Annotated in this window: 19 protein-coding genes; 11 read left to right on the forward strand and 8 right to left on the reverse strand. The window is 73.4% G+C overall.

The genetic code is table 11. The features are described from left to right. Positions 1–104: 104 nt before the first annotated feature. Positions 105–326, reverse strand: coding sequence for a hypothetical protein (locus ABD54_RS10910; RefSeq protein WP_047869337.1), 222 nt, complete (start codon positions 324–326; stop codon positions 105–107). 290 nt (positions 327–616) lie between these two features. On the opposite strand from ABD54_RS10910, the gene ABD54_RS10915 reads away from it, so the two are divergent. From ABD54_RS10915 to ABD54_RS10930, 4 genes are read left to right on the forward strand one after another with little or no spacing between them, the layout of a single operon-like run. Next, a complete protein-coding gene (locus ABD54_RS10915; RefSeq protein ID WP_047869364.1) occupies positions 617–1,648 on the forward strand; it encodes an iron-siderophore ABC transporter substrate-binding protein in 1,032 nt (343 codons plus the stop codon). A gap of 7 nt (positions 1,649–1,655) precedes the next feature. Further along, positions 1,656–2,681, forward strand: a complete 1,026-nt coding sequence (locus ABD54_RS10920; RefSeq protein ID WP_047869338.1) for an iron ABC transporter permease — start codon at positions 1,656–1,658, stop codon at positions 2,679–2,681. Continuing rightward, the gene (locus tag ABD54_RS10925; protein WP_235432031.1) at positions 2,678–3,784 is read left to right on the forward strand and encodes an iron chelate uptake ABC transporter family permease subunit; all 1,107 of its coding nucleotides are present in this window, start codon (positions 2,678–2,680) and stop codon (positions 3,782–3,784) included. The genes ABD54_RS10920 and ABD54_RS10925 overlap by 4 nt, the downstream gene beginning before the upstream one ends. Then, positions 3,781–4,584 (forward strand): ABC transporter ATP-binding protein, encoded by an 804-nt coding sequence (locus ABD54_RS10930; protein ID WP_047869339.1) that lies wholly within the window; start codon positions 3,781–3,783, stop codon positions 4,582–4,584. The genes ABD54_RS10925 and ABD54_RS10930 overlap by 4 nt, the downstream gene beginning before the upstream one ends. 63 nt (positions 4,585–4,647) lie before the next feature. Here ABD54_RS10930 and ABD54_RS10935 read toward each other — a convergent pair whose 3' ends face one another. Both ABD54_RS10935 and ABD54_RS10940 read right to left on the reverse strand, forming a co-directional pair. Then, positions 4,648–5,139, reverse strand: coding sequence for a GbsR/MarR family transcriptional regulator (locus ABD54_RS10935; protein ID WP_047869340.1), 492 nt, complete (start codon positions 5,137–5,139; stop codon positions 4,648–4,650). Positions 5,140–5,238: 99 nt separating this feature from the next. Further along, positions 5,239–5,835 (reverse strand): TetR/AcrR family transcriptional regulator, encoded by a 597-nt coding sequence (locus ABD54_RS10940; RefSeq protein ID WP_047869341.1) that lies wholly within the window; start codon positions 5,833–5,835, stop codon positions 5,239–5,241. 81 nt (positions 5,836–5,916) lie between these two features. Between ABD54_RS10940 and ABD54_RS10945 the strand changes: the two genes are divergently transcribed. From ABD54_RS10945 to ABD54_RS10955, 3 genes are all read left to right on the forward strand, one after another. After that, positions 5,917–6,333: a VOC family protein gene (locus ABD54_RS10945; RefSeq protein WP_047869366.1), complete on the forward strand. Its 417-nt coding sequence runs from the start codon at positions 5,917–5,919 to the stop codon at positions 6,331–6,333. 64 nt (positions 6,334–6,397) lie between these two features. Then, positions 6,398–7,153, forward strand: a complete 756-nt coding sequence (locus tag ABD54_RS29590) for an HD domain-containing protein (RefSeq protein ID WP_047869342.1) — start codon at positions 6,398–6,400, stop codon at positions 7,151–7,153. 98 nt (positions 7,154–7,251) lie between these two features. Then, complete coding sequence (locus tag ABD54_RS10955; protein WP_047869343.1) at positions 7,252–7,866, forward strand: TetR/AcrR family transcriptional regulator; 615 nt, start codon at positions 7,252–7,254, stop codon at positions 7,864–7,866. Positions 7,867–7,939: 73 nt separating this feature from the next. Here the strand turns inward: ABD54_RS10955 and ABD54_RS10960 are convergent, their stop codons facing one another. Genes ABD54_RS10960 through ABD54_RS10975 form a run of 4 tightly spaced genes read right to left on the reverse strand, consistent with a single transcriptional unit; the run spans position 7,940 to position 11,709 of the window. After that, positions 7,940–9,151: an acyl-CoA dehydrogenase family protein gene (locus ABD54_RS10960; protein ID WP_047869344.1), complete on the reverse strand. Its 1,212-nt coding sequence runs from the start codon at positions 9,149–9,151 to the stop codon at positions 7,940–7,942. 2 nt (positions 9,152–9,153) lie between these two features. Next, complete coding sequence (locus ABD54_RS10965; protein WP_047869345.1) at positions 9,154–10,179, reverse strand: phosphotransferase family protein; 1,026 nt, start codon at positions 10,177–10,179, stop codon at positions 9,154–9,156. Beyond that, positions 10,176–10,952: an SDR family oxidoreductase gene (locus ABD54_RS10970; RefSeq protein WP_047869346.1), complete on the reverse strand. Its 777-nt coding sequence runs from the start codon at positions 10,950–10,952 to the stop codon at positions 10,176–10,178. Before ABD54_RS10970 ends, ABD54_RS10965 begins: the two co-directional genes overlap by 4 nt. A 1-nt stretch (position 10,953) precedes the next feature. After that, on the reverse strand, positions 10,954–11,709 hold the full coding sequence (locus ABD54_RS10975) for an SDR family oxidoreductase (RefSeq protein WP_047869347.1): 756 nt from the start codon (positions 11,707–11,709) through the stop codon (positions 10,954–10,956). A gap of 150 nt (positions 11,710–11,859) precedes the next feature. On the opposite strand from ABD54_RS10975, the gene ABD54_RS10980 reads away from it, so the two are divergent. Beyond that, positions 11,860–12,153: a GNAT family N-acetyltransferase gene (locus ABD54_RS10980; RefSeq protein WP_047869348.1), complete on the forward strand. Its 294-nt coding sequence runs from the start codon at positions 11,860–11,862 to the stop codon at positions 12,151–12,153. A gap of 138 nt (positions 12,154–12,291) precedes the next feature. Here the strand turns inward: ABD54_RS10980 and ABD54_RS10985 are convergent, their stop codons facing one another. Continuing rightward, the gene (locus ABD54_RS10985) at positions 12,292–13,272 is read right to left on the reverse strand and encodes an NADPH:quinone oxidoreductase family protein (protein ID WP_047869349.1); all 981 of its coding nucleotides are present in this window, start codon (positions 13,270–13,272) and stop codon (positions 12,292–12,294) included. Positions 13,273–13,469: 197 nt separating this feature from the next. Between ABD54_RS10985 and ABD54_RS10990 the strand changes: the two genes are divergently transcribed. From ABD54_RS10990 to ABD54_RS11000, 3 genes are all read left to right on the forward strand, one after another. Further along, a complete protein-coding gene (locus ABD54_RS10990) occupies positions 13,470–14,975 on the forward strand; it encodes a carboxylesterase/lipase family protein (protein WP_047869350.1) in 1,506 nt (501 codons plus the stop codon). A 208-nt stretch (positions 14,976–15,183) separates the two neighbouring features. Next, positions 15,184–16,485, forward strand: coding sequence for an acetyl-CoA carboxylase biotin carboxylase subunit family protein (locus ABD54_RS10995; protein ID WP_047869351.1), 1,302 nt, complete (start codon positions 15,184–15,186; stop codon positions 16,483–16,485). Next, positions 16,482–18,515: a CocE/NonD family hydrolase gene (locus ABD54_RS11000; protein ID WP_047869352.1), complete on the forward strand. Its 2,034-nt coding sequence runs from the start codon at positions 16,482–16,484 to the stop codon at positions 18,513–18,515. The genes ABD54_RS10995 and ABD54_RS11000 overlap by 4 nt, the downstream gene beginning before the upstream one ends. Positions 18,516–18,539: the final 24 nt, after the last annotated feature.

Raw genomic sequence — 18,539 nt, forward strand, 5'->3', positions numbered from 1 at the left:
CGGGGCGGGCAGGACACGCGAAGCGCCCGGCCGGAACGGCTCAGACCGGGCGCGCGATCCGTCCGTCCGCGTCGCGCCCGGTTGCCGGACGCCGCGGCGCGGACCTACTTCTTCGTGGACTCCTCCAGCCGAAGAGCGACGCCGATCGCGAAGAAGGTGGGCGCCCACTCACCTATGAAGATCCCCCACCGGTCGGCGCGGTCCAGCCCGGCCTCCTCCCCCCTCTTGGAGGCGACCCAGGCGGCGAAGGAGAGGCCCACGGAGACGAACCCGGCCCCGTAGGCCATCTCGGACGTGACACCCATCTCGGACAGTTTGGCGATCATGGTGCTCCTCGCGTTGGTGGTTGCCTCTAGGGGCACTTCCCGAGGAGATCTCCGACAAGCTCCATGGCAGGTCAAGGCTGCGTCAGGCGGGGGCAGGGGGGTCGGCCGGGGCCGGCGTCCGGAGTTCAGAACTTTTGAAATCCGTGTCGAGTGAGGTTAGACTAACCTTGGTTTCGCCGGGATACTCCCGTTCTGTCCTCCGTGTTTCCCCCTCGGGACGCCCCATGCGCGGAAACGGCCCGCCCGAAGACGGCGCGGCCACTCCCCATGACGAAGAAAGCAGTGTGAGCATGGCCTCCACCCTTCGCCGTGTCAGCGGCATCGCCTTCACCACCCTCCTGGCAGTCGGCCTCACCTCGTGCGGCAGCGCGGAGGAGAGCACCGGTGAGAGCGGCGGCGACACCGCCGGCGGCCAGTTCCCCGTCAGCATCGACAGCGCCCTGGGCACCGCCGAGATCACCGAGCAGCCCGAGCGTGTGGTCACCCTCGGCCAGGGCTCCGCCGAGACCGCCATCGCCCTCGGCGTCGTGCCCGTCGGTATCGAGAGCTACGAGTGGGGCAGCGACGACACCGGCTACCTGCCGTGGATCCACGAGGCGGTCACCGAGGCGGGCGAGGAGCTGCCCGTCCAGTTCACCGGCGCCGACGACATCGACTTCGAGGCGGTCATCGAGCTGGAGCCCGACGTCATCCTCGCCCCCTGGTCCGGCGTCACCCAGGAGCAGTACGACATCCTGAGCGACATCGCCCCCACGGTCGCCTACCCCGAGCTGCCCTGGAGCACCGACTGGGACCAGCAGATCGAGATCGTCGGCCGGGCGCTCGGCCAGCCCGAGGAGGCCCGGGGCCTCATCCAGGACATCGAGACGCAGTTCGACGAGGCCGCGGCGGCCAACGAGCAGTTCGCCGACCTGACCTTCTCCTACGTCTACACCGACGGCCCCGGCACCCTCGGCGTGTTCCTGCCCGACGAGCAGCGCGTGGCCATGGTCCGCGGGATGGGCCTGACCGTCGACCCGGTCGTGGAGACCTTCCCCGAGACCGAGGGCACCGACTCGGCCCTCATCGGCCTGGAGAACGCCGACCAGCTCTCCGGGAGCGACCTGCTCTTCACGTTCTACAGCGACCCCCAGACCCGCGCCGAGATCGAGGCCCAGGAACTGTACGCGGCCATCCCCGCCGTCGAGAGCGGCGCCGTGGTCGCCTCCGAGGACAACTCCTTCGTCACCGCCTCCTCGATCATCAACCCGCTGACCGTCCCCTGGGTCATCGACCGCTACGCGCCCATGATCGAAGAGGCCGCCCAGAACATCGGGAACTAGCCCCTCCATGGTCAGGGCGAAGACGACCGCGGCCGCGCCCCGCACGCGTCCCGCCCGCACCGCGCTCATGCTCGGTGCGGGCGTCGCCGCGCTGGCGGGGGCGGTCCTGCTCAGCCTCGTCATGGGCAGCAGGCCCACACCGGTCGCCGACGTGTGGGCGGCGATCACCGGCGGGGCGGACCCCTTCACCACCACGGTGGTGGAGAGCCGCTACCCGCGCACCGTCCTGGGGGTGGTGGCCGGGGCCGCCCTGGCCCTGGCGGGCACCCTCATGCAGGGCATCACCCGCAACCCCCTCGCCGACCCCGGCCTGCTGGGCGTCAACGCCGGGGCCGCCGCCGCGGTGGTCACGGCCACCGCGCTGTTCGGCCCCACCTCGGTCACCTCGACGGTCTGGTGGGCCCTGCCCGGGGCCCTGGTCGCGGGGCTGGCCGCCTACACGGTGGGCAGCCGCGGCGGCGACGGCGGCATGGTCCGCCTGGTCCTGGCGGGCGCGGTGGTCTCCGCCGTGCTCACCGCCTACGTCCAGGCGGTGGCCCTGAGCCTGCCCGAGACCTTCGACAGCTACCGCTACTGGGTGGTCGGCTCCCTGGCCGGGCGCGGCTACGACGTCATCGCGTCCGTGCTGCCGGTCATCGCCGTCGGCGTCCTGCTCGCCCTCGTGGTCTGCGGCGGCCTCAACGCCCTGGCCCTGGGGGAGGAGGCCGCGATCGCCACCGGCGCCAACACGGTGTGGACCCGCTCGGCCGGGCTCGTGGCGGGAATCCTGCTCGCCGCCGGGGCCACCGCGGCCGCCGGGCCCATCGCCTTCGTCGGCCTGGCCGTGCCGCACGTGGTGCGCGCCCTGGTCGGCGTCGACTTCCGCGCGCAGGTTCCCTTCGCGCTGTTGGTGGGCCCGACCCTGCTGCTGCTCTCCGACGTCGTCGGCCGTACCATCGTGCGCCCCACCGAACTCATGGTCGGCGTCGTCACCGCGTTCGTCGGTGCGCCCGTCCTGCTGTACGCGGTCCGCAGGATGCGGAGTACCCCATGACCCGAACCACCCGCACGTCCCAGGCCCCGCCGACCCCGGCCCGGCCGGAGCCCGGGCGAGTGCGGCCCCTGAAGGCAGCCCCTCCCGTCCTGAAGCTGGGCCCGGTCGCGCTGCCCGTCCACCGGCGCACGCTGCTGTGGGCGGCCGGACTCCTGCTCCTGATGGTCGCCGCCTCGGCCGCCACACTCGCCCTCGGTCGGCTCGGCGTGCCCCTGACCCGCCTGCCCGCCGTCCTGACCGGCGGGGGCGAGGCCACCGAGACCTTCGTGCTCGAACGGCTGCGCGGCCCCCGCCTGGCGGTGGCGGCCGGCACCGGCGCGGCCCTGGGCCTGGCGGGCGCGCTCTTCCAGTCCGTCACCCGCAACCCCCTGGGCAGCCCCGACGTCATCGGCCTCGGCGCCGGAGCCGGGGCGGGCGCGGCCTTCGCCGCCCTGGTCCTACCCGGTGTGCTCCCCGTGCCGCTGGGCGCCCTGGCCGGAGCCGCCCTGGCCATGGTCGTCGTGGCCGCTGTGACCGGGACCGGGCTGCGCCACCCCGGCCGCCTGATCGTGGCGGGCATCGGGGTGGCCGCCATGGCGCAGGCCTTCACCCACTTCGTCGTGTCCGTGATGGCCCGCGACCAGGCCAGCGTCCTGTCCGCCTACGTCAACGGCAGTCTGGGAGCCCGCTCCTGGGAGCACGCCACCACCATCTGGGCGGTCCTGCTGCTGGCGCTGCCTTTCGTGGCGGCGCTGGCCGGACCGGTCTCCCTCAACGAGATGGGCGACGAGCTCGCCGACGCCCTCGGCGCGCGGGCCTCCACCACGCGCACCGCCGCCGTCTGCCTGTCGGTGGTGCTGTCCGCGGCCGCGGTGAGCGTGGCCGGTCCGATCGCGTTCGTGTCGCTTACCGCGCCGCAGATCGCGCGCCGCCTCTCCGCCGTGCCGGGCCCCAACATGGTGCTGTCGGCACTGGTCGGGGCCTTGCTGCTGGTGGCGGCGGACCTGGCCGTCCAGCAGTCCCCGATCGGAGACGGGCTGCCGGTCGGCGTCTTCACCATGGGGCTCGGCGGCGTCTACTTGGGCTACCTGCTGATTCGTGAATGGCGAAAGGGTGTGCTGTGAGTCTGGTGCTGTCCGCGGAGGGCCTGACCCTCGGGTACGGGGCGGAACCGGTCGTGCGCGACCTCGACCTGGGTGTGGCCGAGGGCGAGTTCACCGTCATCGTCGGCCCCAACGGCTGTGGCAAGTCCACACTGCTCAAGGCCCTGGGCCGGGTGAACAAGCCGGTGTCGGGGCGGGTGCTGCTGCACGGCAGGGACGTGCGCGGTCAGCGCGCCAAGGCGGTCGCGCGCCGGATGGCGCTGCTTCCGCAGAGCCCGACCGCCCCCGAGGGCATCACCGTGCGGGCCCTGGCCGCCCGCGGCCGCTTCCCGCACCACACGCTGGTGCGCCAGTGGAGCCCCGAGGACGAGACGGCGATCGGCCGCGCGCTGGAGCTGACCGGGCTGACCGACCTGGCCGACACCCAGGTGGGCTCGCTCTCGGGCGGCCAGCGTCAGCGCGCCTGGGTGGCGATGGTCCTGGCGCAGGACACCGGCGTCCTGCTGCTGGACGAGCCCACCACCTACCTGGACATCGCCCACCAGTACGACCTGCTGGAACTGTTCGCCGACCTGCACCGCCGGGGGCGCACGGTGGTCGCGGTCCTGCACGACCTGGCCCAGGCCGCCCGGTTCGCCACCCGCCTGGTGCTGATGGACGCGGGCAGGGTGGTCGCCGACGGCCCCCCGGAGGAGGTGGTGACCTCTCGGCTGGTGGAGGAGGTGTTCGGTCTGCCCTGCGACGTGGTGCCCGACCCGCGCACCCGCACGCCGCTGGTCATCCCGCACGAGAGGGGATGTCGCGCCGGAGGCGTCGGTTGAGGGTGTCCCGCCCTCCGCGAAGCGGCCCCCGGGCGGTGGCGGGCGACGGGCGGGTCTGAGCCGTCAGCCCCGCCGGGCCTTGTACTCCTCCCAGGAGGCGAGCAGGGTGTCGTGGTAGTCGTCCAGCCAGGTCATGTAGTCGTGCATGTTGCGCAGCCGGGTGCGCGCGGGCGCGCTCAGGCCGGGCAGGCGCTCCAGCGCCGACGCCGCGAGCTCCCTCTGCCGCCTCAGGTAGGGGCGCTCGTTGCGCAGGAACCCGCCCCAGACGTCCTCGTCCATGGCGACCAGCCGCGAGCGGCTCCCGGGGGAGGGGACCAGCTCCACGAAGCCCATCTCGCGCAGGCGCCGCACCGACTGCGACACCGTCCCCCGGCTGACCCGGGCGCCGTCGGAGATCTCCTCGGCGCTCACCGCCTCGCGGTCGGCCACGAGCAGGTAGCCCACGATGCGGCCCTCCGCGCGGGGGCGGCCCTGCGACTGCCAGTACTCGGAGAAGCGCCCGACGAAGTCGTCGCGGAACTGCGTGTCCTCGTCCGTCCGTGTGCTCTCCGCCATGGGGGCCACGATAGCGCCCGCCCCGTGGCGTTCCGGGTCATGGCCGAGGGCTCCGCCCCGTCCGCCCGGCGCCCGGCGCCGGACGGGGGCGGACTCGGCTCAGGCGCGGCGCAGGGACTCCAGCATGCGCGACAGCGCCCCCCACACCTGCTCCAGGTCTTCGGGGTCGTCGCTGTCGGCCAGCCACAGCGCGGCCTCGTTCATCGCCCCCGAGAGCAGGTGGGCCACGGGCGCGACCGGCCGCGGCTCCAGGACGCCCGCTCCGACCAGCGCGGAGAGCGCCTCGGCCAGGTGCCGGGCCGAGGCGGCCTCGTCCAGGGCCCGCCAGGTGCTCCAGCCCAGTACGGCGGGCCCGTCCACCAGCATGATCCGCCGCACGTCCGGCGCGGTGCTGGCGGTGAGGAAGGCCCGGCACCCTGCGGTCAGCCTGTCCCACGGGTCGGCCTGCGCGTCCGCCGCGCGCGCCACGGCGTCGCCGACCTCGGACTGCACCTCCTCCAGGACCGCGCGGAACAGGTCCGGCTTGCCCTCGAAGTGGTGGTACAGGGCGCCCTTGGTGACCGCGGAGTCCGCCACGATCCGGGCCAGCCCCACCCCGCCGTACCCGTGCGCGGCGAACAGCCTGCGGGCCTCGCCCAGCAGGACGCGCCTGGTGCGTTCGCGCTGCCGCGCGCGGCTGCCCGGTTCCGCGGTCATATCCCGTCCCCCTTGTTGACATACCGAAGGTATGCCAATAGCGTACCTTCACATACTGAAGGTACGCGAAAGGTGGAGTCCATGCGGCTCAGCAGCTTCTATCCCGTGCTCGGCACACCCCGTCTGGCCGAGTGCCGCGACTTCTACGTCGGCCTGTTCGGTTTCGAGGAGACCTTCGCCGCCGACTGGTACGTGAGCCTGCGCAGGCCCGGCCCGCCCGAGTACGAGCTGGCCCTGCTCGACCCCGCGCACCCCACCGTCCCCGAGGGCTACCGCAGGCCCGTCCAGGGCCTGCTGCTCAATTTCGAGGTGGAGGACGTGGACGCCGAGTGGGAGCGCCTGGTGGTGCGCGGCGGCCTGCGTCCCGAACTGGAGATCCGCACCGAGGCGTTCGGTCAGCGCCACTTCATCGTGGCCGACCCCGGCGGGGTGCTGGTCGACGTCATCACGCCCGTGGCGCCCTCGGAGGAGTACGGGGGCAACTTCGTGGGGGACTGAGGCCGACCCCGACCCGCGCGCCCGGTACGGTCGGCGTGACGGGAGAGGGGGCGAGACGGTGGCGATGACGCTGGAAGAGGCCTCGCGGCTGGCGGAGGAGGCCCACGCCGGGCAGGTCGACCGGGCCGGGCGTCCCTACACCGAGCACGTGTTCGCCGTGCGCGACCTGCTCGCCGGGCACGGTGAGCGCGCTCAGGCGGCCGGGGTGCTGCACGACGTTCTGGAGGACACCCCGCTCACCGCCGACGACCTGCGCGCGCGGGCATGCCCGGAGGAGGTCGTGCGCGCGGTGGAGTCGGTGACCCGGCGCCCGGGGGAGCCATACGAGGACACGGTGCGCCGCGCCGCGGCCGACCCGCTGGGGAGGCTGGTCAAACTCGCCGACAACGCCCACAACTCCGACGAGCGCCGCCTCGCCCTGCTGCCCGACGGGCAGGCGCGGCGGCTGCGCGCCAAGTACGCCCGCGCCCGGCGGATCCTGGAGGAGGGCCCGGAGGCGGACGGGCTCCCCGGGGAGGCGCTTCCGCGCGCCACGCTCCTGGTCCTCCACACCGAACGGGTCGAGGAGTGCCGCGCCTTCTACACCGGACTCGGTCTGCGCTTCGTCCGCGAGCGGCACGGTTCGGGACCCGAGCACCACGCGGCCGAACTGGCCGACGGCATGGTCGTCGAGATCTACCCGGCCACGGACGAACGCCCCACGGGCGCGGCGCGCCTGGGGTTCACGGTGCGCGGAGACCGCGCCGTCCCACCGCTGGAACCGGGTCGCCGCGTGCTCACCGACCCCGACGGGCGCAAGGTCGACCTGCAGGTGGTGTGAGCGGCGGCACCCGTGTGCGTGGCGTCGGGTACCATCCGGTCGGTATGCTGTCCCGGCCGGTATTTCCGGGACTGACGGGGCACGAGGTGGGGCAGCACATGGCGCGAGGACAGCGGACGGCCGAGGCCGACACACCGACCGGGTCGGTGCCCGAGCGCCTCCTGGGGGCGGCGACCCGCCTGTTCGCCTCCAACGGCTACGAGGGCACCTCGGTACAGGAGGTCGTGGCCGCCGCGGGCGTCACCAAGGGCGCCATGTACCACTACTTCGGCTCCAAGGACGACCTGCTCTACGAGGTCTACGCGCGCGTGCTGCGCATGCAGACCGAGCACCTGGTGCGGATCGCCTCGCGTGAGGAGCCGGTCGCCGAACGCGTGCACGCCGCCGCGGCCGACGTGATCGTCACCAGCGTCGCCAACCTCGACGACACCGTCATCTTCTTCCGCTCCATGCACCAGCTGAGCGAGGACAAGCAGCGCGCCGTGCGCGCCGAGCGCCGCCGCTACCACGAGATCTTCCGCGACATGGTCGCCCAGGGGCAGGACGAGGGGGTCTTTCGCACCGACGTCTCCGCCGACCTGGTGGTGAACTACTTCTTCGGCTCGGTGCACCACCTGAGCACTTGGTACCGCCCGGGCGGCGCGCTCGGAGGGAAGGACGTGGGGCGCCACTTCGCCGACCTGCTCGTGGCGGGGCTGCGCCCCGGGACCTGAGCGCGGGGACCCGACGGCGAGGGGGCCGGAAGCGCCGCGTCCGGCCCCCTCGCGCGCTCCCCGCGGAGCACGTCTAGCGGTACTTGCGCAGCTCCGCACGGCCCAGCGAGCGCAGGTGCACCTCGTCGGGCCCGTCGGCCAGCCGCAGCGACCGCACCCCCGCCAGCCATCCGGCCAGGGGCAGGTCCTGGCCGACCCCGGCCGCGCCGTGCGCCTGGATCGCCTTGTCCAGGATCCACTCCACCGTGCGCGGGGTGGCGATCTTGATCGCCTGGATCTCGGTGTGCGCGCCCCTGTTGCCCACCGTGTCCATCAGGTAGGCCGTCTTGAGCACCAGCAGCCGCAGCTGCTCGATGGCCACGCGCGCCTCGGCGATCCACTCGCGGACCACGCCCTGCTCGGCCAGCGGACGCCCGAAGGCCACGCGGTCCAGCACCCGGCGGCAGGTGAGTTCCAGGGCCCGCTCGGCCATGCCGATACCGCGCATGCAGTGGTGGATGCGGCCCGGCCCCAACCGGGCCTGGGCGATGGCGAACCCCTCGCCCTCGCCGCCGACCAGGTTCGAGGCGGGCACCCGCACGTCCTCGAACACCACCTCGGCGTGGCCGCCGTGGTCGCTGTCGTCGTAGCCGTACACCGTCATGCCCCGTTTGACCGTCAGCCCGGGGGACTCGCGCGGTACCAGCACCATGCTCTGCTGCCTGTGCCGCTCGGCGTCGGGGTCGGTCTTGCCCATCACGATGAACACGGCGCACTCGGGGTTGAGGGCCCCGGTGATGTACCACTTGCGCCCGTTGACCACGTACTCGTCTCCGTCGCGGACGATGCTGGTGGTGATGTTGGTGGCGTCGGAGGAGGCCACGGCGGGCTCGGTCATCGCGAACGCCGACCGGATCCGGGCGTCGAGCAGGGGTTCCAGCCAGCGCTCGCGCTGCTCGGGGGTGCCGAACATCGTCAGCACCTCCATGTTCCCGGTGTCGGGCGCGGCGCAGTTGAGCGCGATCGGCGCCAGGCGCGGACTGCGCCCGGTGATCTCCGCCAGCGGCGCGTACCGCAGGTTGGGCAGGCCGCCGTGTTCGGGGTGGCCCGCCAGGAACAGGTTCCACAGCCCGCGCTCGCGCGCCTCTGCCTGGAGTCCGCGCACCACCGGCGCGGTGGACCAGCGGTCCTCGCGCGCGGCCAGCTGCTCCTCCAGCACCGCCTCGGCCGGGTAGACGCGCTCGTCCATGAAGGCGAGCAGCCGTTCTCGCAGCTCCTCGGTCTCCCTGTCGTGGGCGAAGTCCATGTTCAGTCCTCCTCCAGCATGGTGTGGGCGCGCTCCACCAGGGGCGCGACCACCTCTCCGACCCCGTCGAAGCCCGCCCCGACGGTCAGCCCCCGACCGTGGCGGAAGTGGATGCCCTCGGCGATGACCGCGAGCTTGAAGCAGCCCAGGGCCATGTACCAGCCCAGCCGGGACACGTCGCGGCCGGTCGCGGCGGCGTACATGCCCACCAGCTCCTCGGGGGAGGGGTAGCCCTCGGCGGAGGTGGCCGGCGCGGCGCCCACGCCCACGGGCTGCGCCTGGTAGACGAGCATCAGGCCCAGGTCCACGAGCGGGTCGCCGAGCGTGGCCATCTCCCAGTCCAGGACCGCGTTGACGCGCCCCGCGGAGGTGACCAGCACGTTGTCCAGGCGGTAGTCGCCGTGCACGATCGCGGGCGCCGACTGCTCGGGCAGCGTCGCGGCCAGTCTGTCGCGCAGCTCGTCGATACCGGGGATGTCCCGGCTGCGGGAGGCCTCCAGTTGTTTGCCCCAGCGGCGCACCTGGCGTTCCAGGAACCCCCGCGGGCGGCCGAAGTCGCCCAGCCCGACCTCCTCCGGCTCCACCGCGTGCAGCTCGCCCAGGGCGGCGATCAGCGCCTCGGCCACGCCTCGGACGGCCTCGGCGCCCAGCGGGGCGATCTCGTCGCGGGTGCGGAAGGGGGTGCCCGCCACGTGTTCCATGACGTAGAACGGCGCGCCCAGCACCTCGGAGTCCTCGCACAGCACGTGCGTGCGGGGGACGGGCACGGCGGTGTCGCGCAGCGCGCTCATCACCCGGTACTCGCGGGGCATGTCGTGCGCGGTGGCCAGTACGTGGCCCAGAGGCGGGCGGCGCACCACCCAACTTCCGGCGCCGTCGGTGACCACGTAGGTCAGGTTGGACTTGCCGCCCGCGACCACCCGGCCCTCCAGGGGGCCCGAGAGCAGGCCGGGCACGGTCGCGTCCAGGTAGGCGCGCAGGCCGGTCAGGTCCAGGCCCGGGAGCGCGTCCGCGTGTTCGCCGCTCACGCCTGCCCCTCGAAGACCCTGGCCTGGAGGCGGCGCATCCCCGCGAGCCAGCGGTCGGTGTCGTCGGCCCGGGCCGCGTAGTGGTCGGCGACCCGGGGGTGCGGAAGGATCAGGAAGCGCCCGTCGGCCAGGCCTGCCATCACCGCGTCGGCGACCTCCTCGGGGGTGATCGCCTCCGGGGCCAGGATGGCCCTGCCGGTGTCGCCGCTGCTCTCCAGCAGGTTGGTGCGCACGCCCATCGGGCACACGCACTGCACGGTGATCCCGCGGTCGCCGTAGGTGGCCGACATCCACTCGCCGAAGGCCAGCGCGGCGTGCTTGGTCACCGAGTACGGCGCGCTGCCCAGCATCGTGAGCAGGCCCGCGGCCGACACCGTGGTCAGGAAGCGGCCCTGTCCGCGCTCCAGCCAGCCGGGCACCAGCTCGCGGGCGGCGCGCACGTGGGCCATCACGTTGACCTGCCAGGCCAGGTCCCAGTCGGCCTCCGGTGCCTCGGGGCCGCCGCCCACGCCCACGCCCGCGTTGGCCGCGTACAGGTCGACGCGACCCAGGTGCGCCCCGGCCTCGGCCACGAGCGCGGTGACGCCCGCCTCGCTCGCCGCGTCGCCGGGGACGGCCACCCCGCCGATCTCGGCGGCCACCGCCTCGGCCGCGCCCGCGTCCAGGTCGTTGACCACCACGCGCGCCCCGGCTTCGGCGAGCCTGCGCGCGATCGCGGCGCCGATGCCGTTGCCCGCGCCGGTGACCACGGCCCCGGTGTCGGTCAGGTCCATGTCACACACCTCCGGTGAGGGTGAGGCCGCCGTCGAGGACGAGGGTGCGGCCGGTGATCCAGGAGGCGTCGTCGGAGAGCAGGAAGGCCACCGCGCCCGCCACGTCCCCGGGCTCGCCCAGGCGCCCCAGGGGGTACTGGGCGGCGACCTCCTCCTCGCGACCCTCGTAGAGGGCGGCGGCGAACCGGGTCTTGACCACGGCCGGGGCGACGCCGTTCACGCGGACCCCCGGGCCCAGCTCGACGGCCAGTTCCTCGGTGACGTGGATGAGCGTCGCCTTGGTGGCGCCGTAGAAGCCGATGCCGGGAGCGGGCTTGGTCCCGGCCACGGAGGAGACGTTGACGACGGCGCCGCCGTGCTCTGCCATCCAGGCGTGGTAGGCCTTCTGCGTCCACGAGATCGCGGACAGCACGTTGACCTCGAAGATCTTTCGGGCCGCGTTCAGGTTCAGGTCGATCATCCGCCCGTAGACCGGGTTGATGCCGGTGTTGTTGACGAACATGTCGATACTGCCGAAGGCCTCCAGGGTGGCGGCCACGGCCGCGTCCTGGTGCTCGGGGTCGTCGGCCCTGCCGGGGACCCCGATGGCGTGCTCGGGTCCGCCCAGGGCCTTGACTGCCTCCTCCAGGGGCTCGGGCCTGCGCGCCGTGACGCACACGCGCGCGCCCTCGTCGACGAGCCGCTGGGCGACCGCCAGGCCGATGCCCCGGCTCGCGCCGGTGACGATGGCGGTCCGCCCGCCGAACCGGGATGTCATTCCGCTCTCCTTAGACCGACTGGTCGGTATGTCATGGCGACTCTATGTCGGGGGAGGTGCGTGCCGCAAGGGGCGAAAGGTGCGCCGAAGCGGGACAATGGGGGCGCGGGCCGACGACGTTCCCCCGCGGACCGGAGAGTGAGGGCTTCCATGACGACCGACGTGGTCGACGTACGGGACCGGAAACGATACGAGATCAGGGTCGACGGGGAGGTGGCCGGGTTCGCCGAGTACATCCTCACCGACGACATGGTGACCTTCACCCACACCGAGATCGACCCCGCCCACGAGGGGCGGGGCCTGGGCGGAACCCTGGTCAGAGGGGCCCTGGACGACGTGCGCCCGCAGGGCCTGGCGGTGCTGCCCCTGTGTCCCTTCGTCAAGGGGTGGATCCAGCGCCACCCCGACTACGCCGACCTGGTCTACCGCACCGCCGCCGAGTAGGGCCGCCCGCGCGGAGGGCTCCCCCCGGGGCTCCTCGCGGCGGAGCGGTGCCCGTCCGGCGTGCCGGCGCGGCGCTCACCGGGTTCGCGCCGTCACGCCCCGGGCCGCAGGGTTCCGACGTTTCGGACATTTTGTGATCTACGTGGTAAAGGTGGTGCTTCCTCGGGCGGTGGTGTCGAGGGTGAGTTTGCCGACGGTTCCCCGGGAACGCAGCGCCTCATGCGCCCGCGCGGCCTCGCCCAAGGGGTAGGAGCCGCCCAGGACGGGCCTCAGGTGCCCCTCGGCCACCAGCGTGAACAGCTCGGCCATCGCCAGGCTCATCACGTCGCCCGGCAGCGTCCAAACGTGCGGCAGCCACATGCCGCTCACACTGGTGGAGAAGCGCATGAGGTTGGCTGGCTGCACCGGACTGGGCAGCTCGCGCGAGGCCATTCCGTAGAAGGCCAGGCGTCCGAACGGGGCCAGCGCCCGCACGCTCTGGTCGGTGACCCGGCCGCCCACCATGTCCAGGACGGCGTCCACGCGCCTGCCGCCGTTGGCCTCGATCAGCGCCTCGGTCATGTCGGGCGCGGCCGAGTCCACGACGGCGTCCGCGCCCAGCTCCGCGGCCAGCGCGCGCTTGTCCTCGCTGCTGGCCACGGCGACGACCCGCCCGGCGCCGAACCGCTTGGCGAGCTGGACGGCGAGCGTGCCCACGCCGCCCGCCGCCGCGTGCACCACGACCGTCTCGCCCGGGTCCATCCGCACGGACCTGCGCAGCAGCACCCAGGCGGTGGCGCCCTGCACGATCAGGGCGAGCGCGTCCCCGTCCGAGACGCCGTCGGGGATGTCGAAGGCCGCGGCGGTGTCGGCGGTGGCCTTCTCGGCGTAGCCGCCGCTGGTGATCAGGGCGACCACGCGGCGGCCGTCGGCGGTGCGTCCGGCGATCTCCATGCCCGGGACCAGCGGAAGCGCGGCGGGGGACAGGTAGCTGTTCTCGGCCTGGTGGGTGTCGGCGAAGTTGACCCCGGCGCGGGTGACGTCGACGAGGACCTCGCCGGGGCCCGCCTGGGGGGCGGGCAGCTCGGTGGGGTGCAGGACCTCGGGTCCGCCGAACTCGGTGATCTGGATGGCGCGCATGGGCGACTTCTCCTTCGTCTGTTCATACCGACCAGATGGTATGTTACCGGCCGGTCGGTTCGGGTGCCCGCCGCGCCCCGGCTGATCGGACGGCGTCACGGGCGGGCGCGTCGCCTCGGGGTCCTCCCCGGGCTCTTGCGCCGTTCTTCCTAACGTTGTTAGGTGTGGGGTGTCGCGCACCGATGGGGAGGACGCACGTGGACGCCGAGCACACAGTGACGACAGCGGCCGGGCGGGTCCGGGGCACCGCCTCGCCGCGCTCCGAGAGCGGCGGGGTCGCCGTCTACCGGGGCGTGCCCTACGCCGCCGCCCCCTTCGGGGAGTACCGCTTCGCCGCTCCCGCGCCCGCCGCCCCCTGGGACGGCGTCCGCGACTGCACGTCCTTCGGTCCCCCGCCCCCGCAGGGGAACCAGCTCCTGGGCGCGGCGCCCTGGACCCCGCACACGTCCCTGGACTGCCTGTCGCTCAACGTGTGGACCGCCGCCCGCGAGGGCGACCGCGCCCCCGTGCTGGTGTGGATCCACGGGGGCGCCTACATCGTCGGAGCGGCCTCCGAGGTCACCTACGACGGCACCCGGCTCGCCGAGAGCGGCCTTGTCGTGGTGGGGATCAACTACCGGCTGGGCTTCGAGGGTTTCGGGCACGTGCCCGGTCGCCCCGACAACCGCGGCCTGCTCGACCAGGCCGCCGCCCTGCGCTGGGTGCGGGAGAACGTCTCCGCCTTCGGGGGAGATCCCGACAACGTGACGGTGGCGGGGGAGTCCGCCGGGGCCGGTTCGGTCGCGTGCCTGATGGCCTCGCCGTCCGCCCGGGGGCTCTTCCGGCGCGCGATCGCGCACAGCGTTCCGGGGGACATGCTCACCGCGGACACGGCGCGGGCGGTCTCCGGGCGGATCGCCGCGGCCGCGGGTGTGCCGCTGGAGGCCGGGGCCCTGGCCGCGCTGGCACCGGAGAAGCTGCTGGAGGCCACCGACGCGGTGCTCGCCTCCGCCCCCGCCGGGGGCTCGGGAGGAGTGCGTACCAAGCCCTTCACCTGCTTCGCGCCCGTGGTCGGCGGCCCCGAACTGCCCGAGGCCCCGCTGGAGGCGGTCGCGCGCGGCTGCGCCTCGGGGGTGGACCTGCTGGTCGGACACAACGCTCACGAGTACCGGCTGTTCACCGAGCTGGGGCAGAGCGTGGAGATCGACGGCGAGTCCTCGCTGGCGGTGACCGCCTCCCGCCTGGGGCTGGGCGAGGGCGCGGTGGCCGCCTACCGGTCGGCGCACCCCGGTGCCACGCTGCGCGAGCTGTTCGCCGCGATCCAGGGCGACGCGCTGTTCTGCGAGTACACGGTGCGCTTGGCCGAGGCGCACGCCGGGGCCGGGGGCCGAGCCCACTTCTTCCGGCTTGCCGCGGAGAGCCCCGCCATGGAGGGGCGCCTCGGGGCCTGCCACGCCTTCGACCTGCCGTTCGCGTTCGGCAACCTGGACACCGATTTCGGGCGGTTCCTGCTCGACGGCGAGCCCGGCGAGGCCCACAGGGCGCTGTCGGAGCGGATGGTCGCGGCCTGGCGCGACTTCGCCGCCACGGGGGACCCGGGCTGGCCCGCGGTGACGGCCGAGGCCACCGCGGTCAAGGTGTGGGGCGCCGAAGACCTGCTGCACGCCAGCGACGCCTCACCGGTGCGCGAGCTGTGGGCCGGGGTGGCCCTCGCCCCCCGGTAGGCGGGCTCCCCGGGCGGGAGCCGGGCCGCCGTCCCGCTCCGACCCGCGGCCGGTAAAGGTTCGGAAAACGCCTCGCGGTCGGGTCGGGCCGGTGGGGGATAAGGGCATCCTCACAGTTAGGAGTGGGTGGCGCCGGTGGCCGGGGCGCATCGGGTCTCCGGTGCGGTGGCGTGGCCGCCGGCTGGTACCACCCCGCCGGAGGTGCCCGATGACCACGAACGTCTTCGTCGTGGGGCTCGACGACCAGAACCGGGAGGTTCTGCTCTCGCTGCCCGCCGGAGGCCGCTACCGCTTCCTCCAGCTGCTCGACCTCGGCGAGATCCGCCAGGGCCGGCCGGTGGACCTGCCCGCGGTCCTGGCCCTGGCGTCCGGGAGGCTCGACTCCTTCGGGGAGGACGTCGACGCGATCATCGGCTTCTGGGACTTCCCGGTCAGCTCGCTGGTGCCGCTGCTGTGCCGGGGCCGTGGGCTGTCGTGCGCGCCCCTGGAGGCCGTCGTCCGGTGCGAGCACAAGTACTGGAGCCGTCTGGAGCAGCGTGCCGTCATCCCCGAGGCCGTTCCCCGGTTCGCCGGGGTCGGTCTCGACGCCACGGCCAAACCGGAGGGGCTGTCCTACCCGCTGTGGGTCAAGCCGGTGAAGTCGTGCTCCTCCGAACTGGCCTTCCGCGCCGCCGACGACGACGAGTTCCGCGCGGCGATGGACAGGATCAGGGCGGGCGCCGGGCGCTTCGGCACCTCCTTCCAGTGGGTGATGGACCTGCTGCGGCTGCCCCCGGAGGTGGCCGGGTGCGGGGGCGCGGCCGCGCTGGCCGAGGAGGAGGCCACGGGAGACCAGCTCACCGTCGAGGGCTACGTCCGCCGGGGCGTCCCCCGCGTCTACGGGATCGTCGACTCCCACCGCTATCCGGGCACGTCCAGTTTCCTGCGCTACGAGTACCCGTCCACGGTGTCCGAAGAGGTCGGCGCACGCCTGACGGAGCTGTCCGAACGGGTGATCTCCCGGATCGGCCTGGACGACGTCACCTTCAACATCGAGTACTTCCACGACCCGCGCAGCGGCGACGTCCGGCTCCTGGAGATCAACCCGCGCCACTCCCAGTCGCACGCCCGGCTGTTCGAGCTGGTGCGCGGGGTGTCCAACCACGAGATCTGCCTGAGGGTGGCGTTGGGGGAGGAACCCGAACTGGAGCGCGACGGGCGGTACGCGGTGGCCGCCAAGTGGCTCCTGCGCCGCTTCCGGGACGGCTTCGTCGCGGCGGTGCCCACCGCCGAGGACGTAGCGCGTGCGGAGAAGACGGCACCGGGTACGAAGGTGGAGATCGTCGCGCGCCAAGGCCGACGGCTCTCCGAGCTGCCCCTCCAGGACAGCTACAGCTTCGAGCTGGCCCACGTGTTCGTGGGCGGCGGGGACAGCGCGGAGTGCGAGCGCAGGTACCGGGCCTGCGTGGCTGAGCTGCCCTTCACGATCCACGACACCGATGACGTCCGACAGGAGGGGGTCCGCGGATGAGGACCGTCAGTGACCTGCCCCACCGGGTCCGCGAGGACGAGTACGTCCTGATCCCGATCAGCGACGGGGTCCGGCTCGCCGCGCGGATCTGGCGTCCGGTGGAGAGCGAGGGGGCTCCGGTGCCGGCGGTCCTGGAGTTCATCCCGTACCGCAGGCGCGACCTGACCGCGCAGCGCGACTCGGTGCACCACCCCTACATGGCCGGGCACGGGTACGCGTGCGTCCGCGTGGACCTGCGCGGCAGCGGCGACTCCGAGGGGGTGCTCACCGACGAGTACCTGGAGCGCGAGCTCCTGGACGCGGAGGAGGTGCTGGCCTGGCTGGCCGGGCAGCCCTGGTGCGACGGCCGCACCGGGATGATGGGCATCTCCTGGGGCGGGTTCAACGCCCTCCAGGTCGCCGCGCGGCGGCCGGAGAGCCTGCGGGCGATCGTGACGGCCTGCTCCACCGACGACCGCTACTCCGACGACGTGCACTACATGGGCGGGTGCCTGCTGGGGGACAACCTGTCGTGGGCCTCCACGATGTTCGCCTACAACTCCTGCCCGCCCGATCCGGAGCTGGTCGGTGAGCGCTGGCGCGACATGTGGCACGAGCGGCTGGACCGCAGCGGCCTGTGGCTCGACACCTGGCTGCGCCACCAGCACCGGGACGCGTACTGGCGGCACGGTTCGGTGGCCGAGGACCTGGACGCGATCCAGGTGCCCGTCATGGCCGTCAGCGGGTGGGCCGACGGTTACTCCAACTCGGTCTTCCGGCTGCTGGAGGGGCTGAGCGTCCCCCGTCTGGGGCTGTTGGGCCCCTGGTCGCACAAGTACCCGCACCTGGGTCAGCCCGGCCCCGCCATCGGCTTCCTGCAGGAGGTGGTGCGCTGGTGGGACCGCTGGCTCAAGGGCGTGGACAACGACGTGATGGACGCGCCCGTCCTGCGGGCCTGGATGCAGGAGAGCGCGGCGCCCTCCACCGCCTACGAGGCCCGGCCGGGGCGCTGGGTCGGTGAGCGGGAGTGGCCCTCGCCGGACGTCGTTCTGGTACCGCGCGGCCTGGGCGCGGGCCGGGTGCTCGCGGAGGGGGAGCCCTCGGGTCGGGAGGACGTGCTGACCCTGTCCTCCCCGCTGTCCACCGGACAGCACGCGGGCAAGTGGTGTTCGTACAACGCGCCTCCGGACCTGCCCTACGACCAGCGCGAGGACGACGGAGGGTCCATCGTCTTCGACAGCGTGCCGCTTCCGCAGCGGTTGGAGATCCTGGGCTCGGCGGTGGTCGAACTCGAACTGGCGGTGGACCGGCCCGACGCGATGGTCGCGGTGCGGTTGTGCGACGTCACGCCCAAGGGGCAGGCCACGCGGGTGACCTACGGCCTGCTCAACCTCACCCACGCCGACGGCCACGAGAGGCCGCGCAAGCTGGTGCCCGGGCGCCGGTACCGCGTGTCGGTCCCCCTCAACGGCGTGGCCCAGGCATTCCCGGCCGGGCACCGGGTGCGGGTCTCGGTCTCCACCTCCTACTGGCCGCTCGTGTGGCCCTCGCCAGAGCCGGTGACCCTCTCGGTGTTCCAGGGGGAGCACACCCGTGTGCTGTTGCCGGTGCGCCCGGTCGGGGACGGTGGTGACGGGCGGGGCGTGGCCGCCTTCGGCGAGCCCGAGGGCACCGCCCCGATCGCTACGAGCCGGATCGCTCCGGGTGAGGAGCGGTGGGATTTGACCCAGGACCTCGTGCGCTACGGGGCCGCGCTGGACGTGGTCAAGGATCTGGGGACGGTGCGCTTCGACGACATCGGCCTGGAGGTGACCCGTCGCGCGGAGGAGTGCTACAGCAGGGTCGCCGACGACCACGACTCGGTCCGCGGCGAGGCGGTGTGGACGATGGGCTTCGCCCGCGGCGACTGGTCCGTGCGGACCAGGACCCGCACGGTGCTCACGTCCACGGCGACCGACTTCCACCTGCACGCGACGCTGGACGCCTATGAGGGCACGCGGCGCGTGGCCACCAAGATCTACACCTCGGTGATCCCGAGGGACCACGTCTGACCCGGGTGGGGGCCGACCGTGGGC

The sequence above is a fragment of the Nocardiopsis sp. RV163 genome (genome assembly GCF_001029525.1).
Classification (GTDB): domain Bacteria; phylum Actinomycetota; class Actinomycetes; order Streptosporangiales; family Streptosporangiaceae; genus Nocardiopsis; species Nocardiopsis dassonvillei.

What these genes read in the sequence shown, in the direction of transcription:
- ABD54_RS10975 (WP_047869347.1), bottom strand. Translation starts at nt 11,709, where the DNA reads ATGACATCCCGGTTCGGCGGGCGGACCGCCATCGTCACCGGCGCGAGC.
- ABD54_RS10935 (WP_047869340.1), bottom strand. Translation starts at nt 5,139, where the DNA reads ATGGCGGAGAGCACACGGACGGACGAGGACACGCAGTTCCGCGACGAC.
- ABD54_RS10995 (WP_047869351.1), top strand. Translation starts at nt 15,184, where the DNA reads ATGACCACGAACGTCTTCGTCGTGGGGCTCGACGACCAGAACCGGGAG.
- ABD54_RS10955 (WP_047869343.1), top strand. Translation starts at nt 7,252, where the DNA reads ATGGCGCGAGGACAGCGGACGGCCGAGGCCGACACACCGACCGGGTCG.
- ABD54_RS10940 (WP_047869341.1), bottom strand. Translation starts at nt 5,835, where the DNA reads ATGACCGCGGAACCGGGCAGCCGCGCGCGGCAGCGCGAACGCACCAGG.
- ABD54_RS10925 (WP_235432031.1), top strand. Translation starts at nt 2,678, where the DNA reads ATGACCCGAACCACCCGCACGTCCCAGGCCCCGCCGACCCCGGCCCGG.
- ABD54_RS10970 (WP_047869346.1), bottom strand. Translation starts at nt 10,952, where the DNA reads ATGGACCTGACCGACACCGGGGCCGTGGTCACCGGCGCGGGCAACGGC.
- ABD54_RS10910 (WP_047869337.1), bottom strand. Translation starts at nt 326, where the DNA reads ATGATCGCCAAACTGTCCGAGATGGGTGTCACGTCCGAGATGGCCTAC.
- ABD54_RS10920 (WP_047869338.1), top strand. Translation starts at nt 1,656, where the DNA reads ATGGTCAGGGCGAAGACGACCGCGGCCGCGCCCCGCACGCGTCCCGCC.
- ABD54_RS10960 (WP_047869344.1), bottom strand. Translation starts at nt 9,151, where the DNA reads ATGGACTTCGCCCACGACAGGGAGACCGAGGAGCTGCGAGAACGGCTG.
- ABD54_RS10945 (WP_047869366.1), top strand. Translation starts at nt 5,917, where the DNA reads ATGCGGCTCAGCAGCTTCTATCCCGTGCTCGGCACACCCCGTCTGGCC.
- ABD54_RS10985 (WP_047869349.1), bottom strand. Translation starts at nt 13,272, where the DNA reads ATGCGCGCCATCCAGATCACCGAGTTCGGCGGACCCGAGGTCCTGCAC.
- ABD54_RS29590 (WP_047869342.1), top strand. Translation starts at nt 6,398, where the DNA reads ATGACGCTGGAAGAGGCCTCGCGGCTGGCGGAGGAGGCCCACGCCGGG.
- ABD54_RS11000 (WP_047869352.1), top strand. Translation starts at nt 16,482, where the DNA reads ATGAGGACCGTCAGTGACCTGCCCCACCGGGTCCGCGAGGACGAGTAC.
- ABD54_RS10980 (WP_047869348.1), top strand. Translation starts at nt 11,860, where the DNA reads ATGACGACCGACGTGGTCGACGTACGGGACCGGAAACGATACGAGATC.
- ABD54_RS10915 (WP_047869364.1), top strand. Translation starts at nt 617, where the DNA reads ATGGCCTCCACCCTTCGCCGTGTCAGCGGCATCGCCTTCACCACCCTC.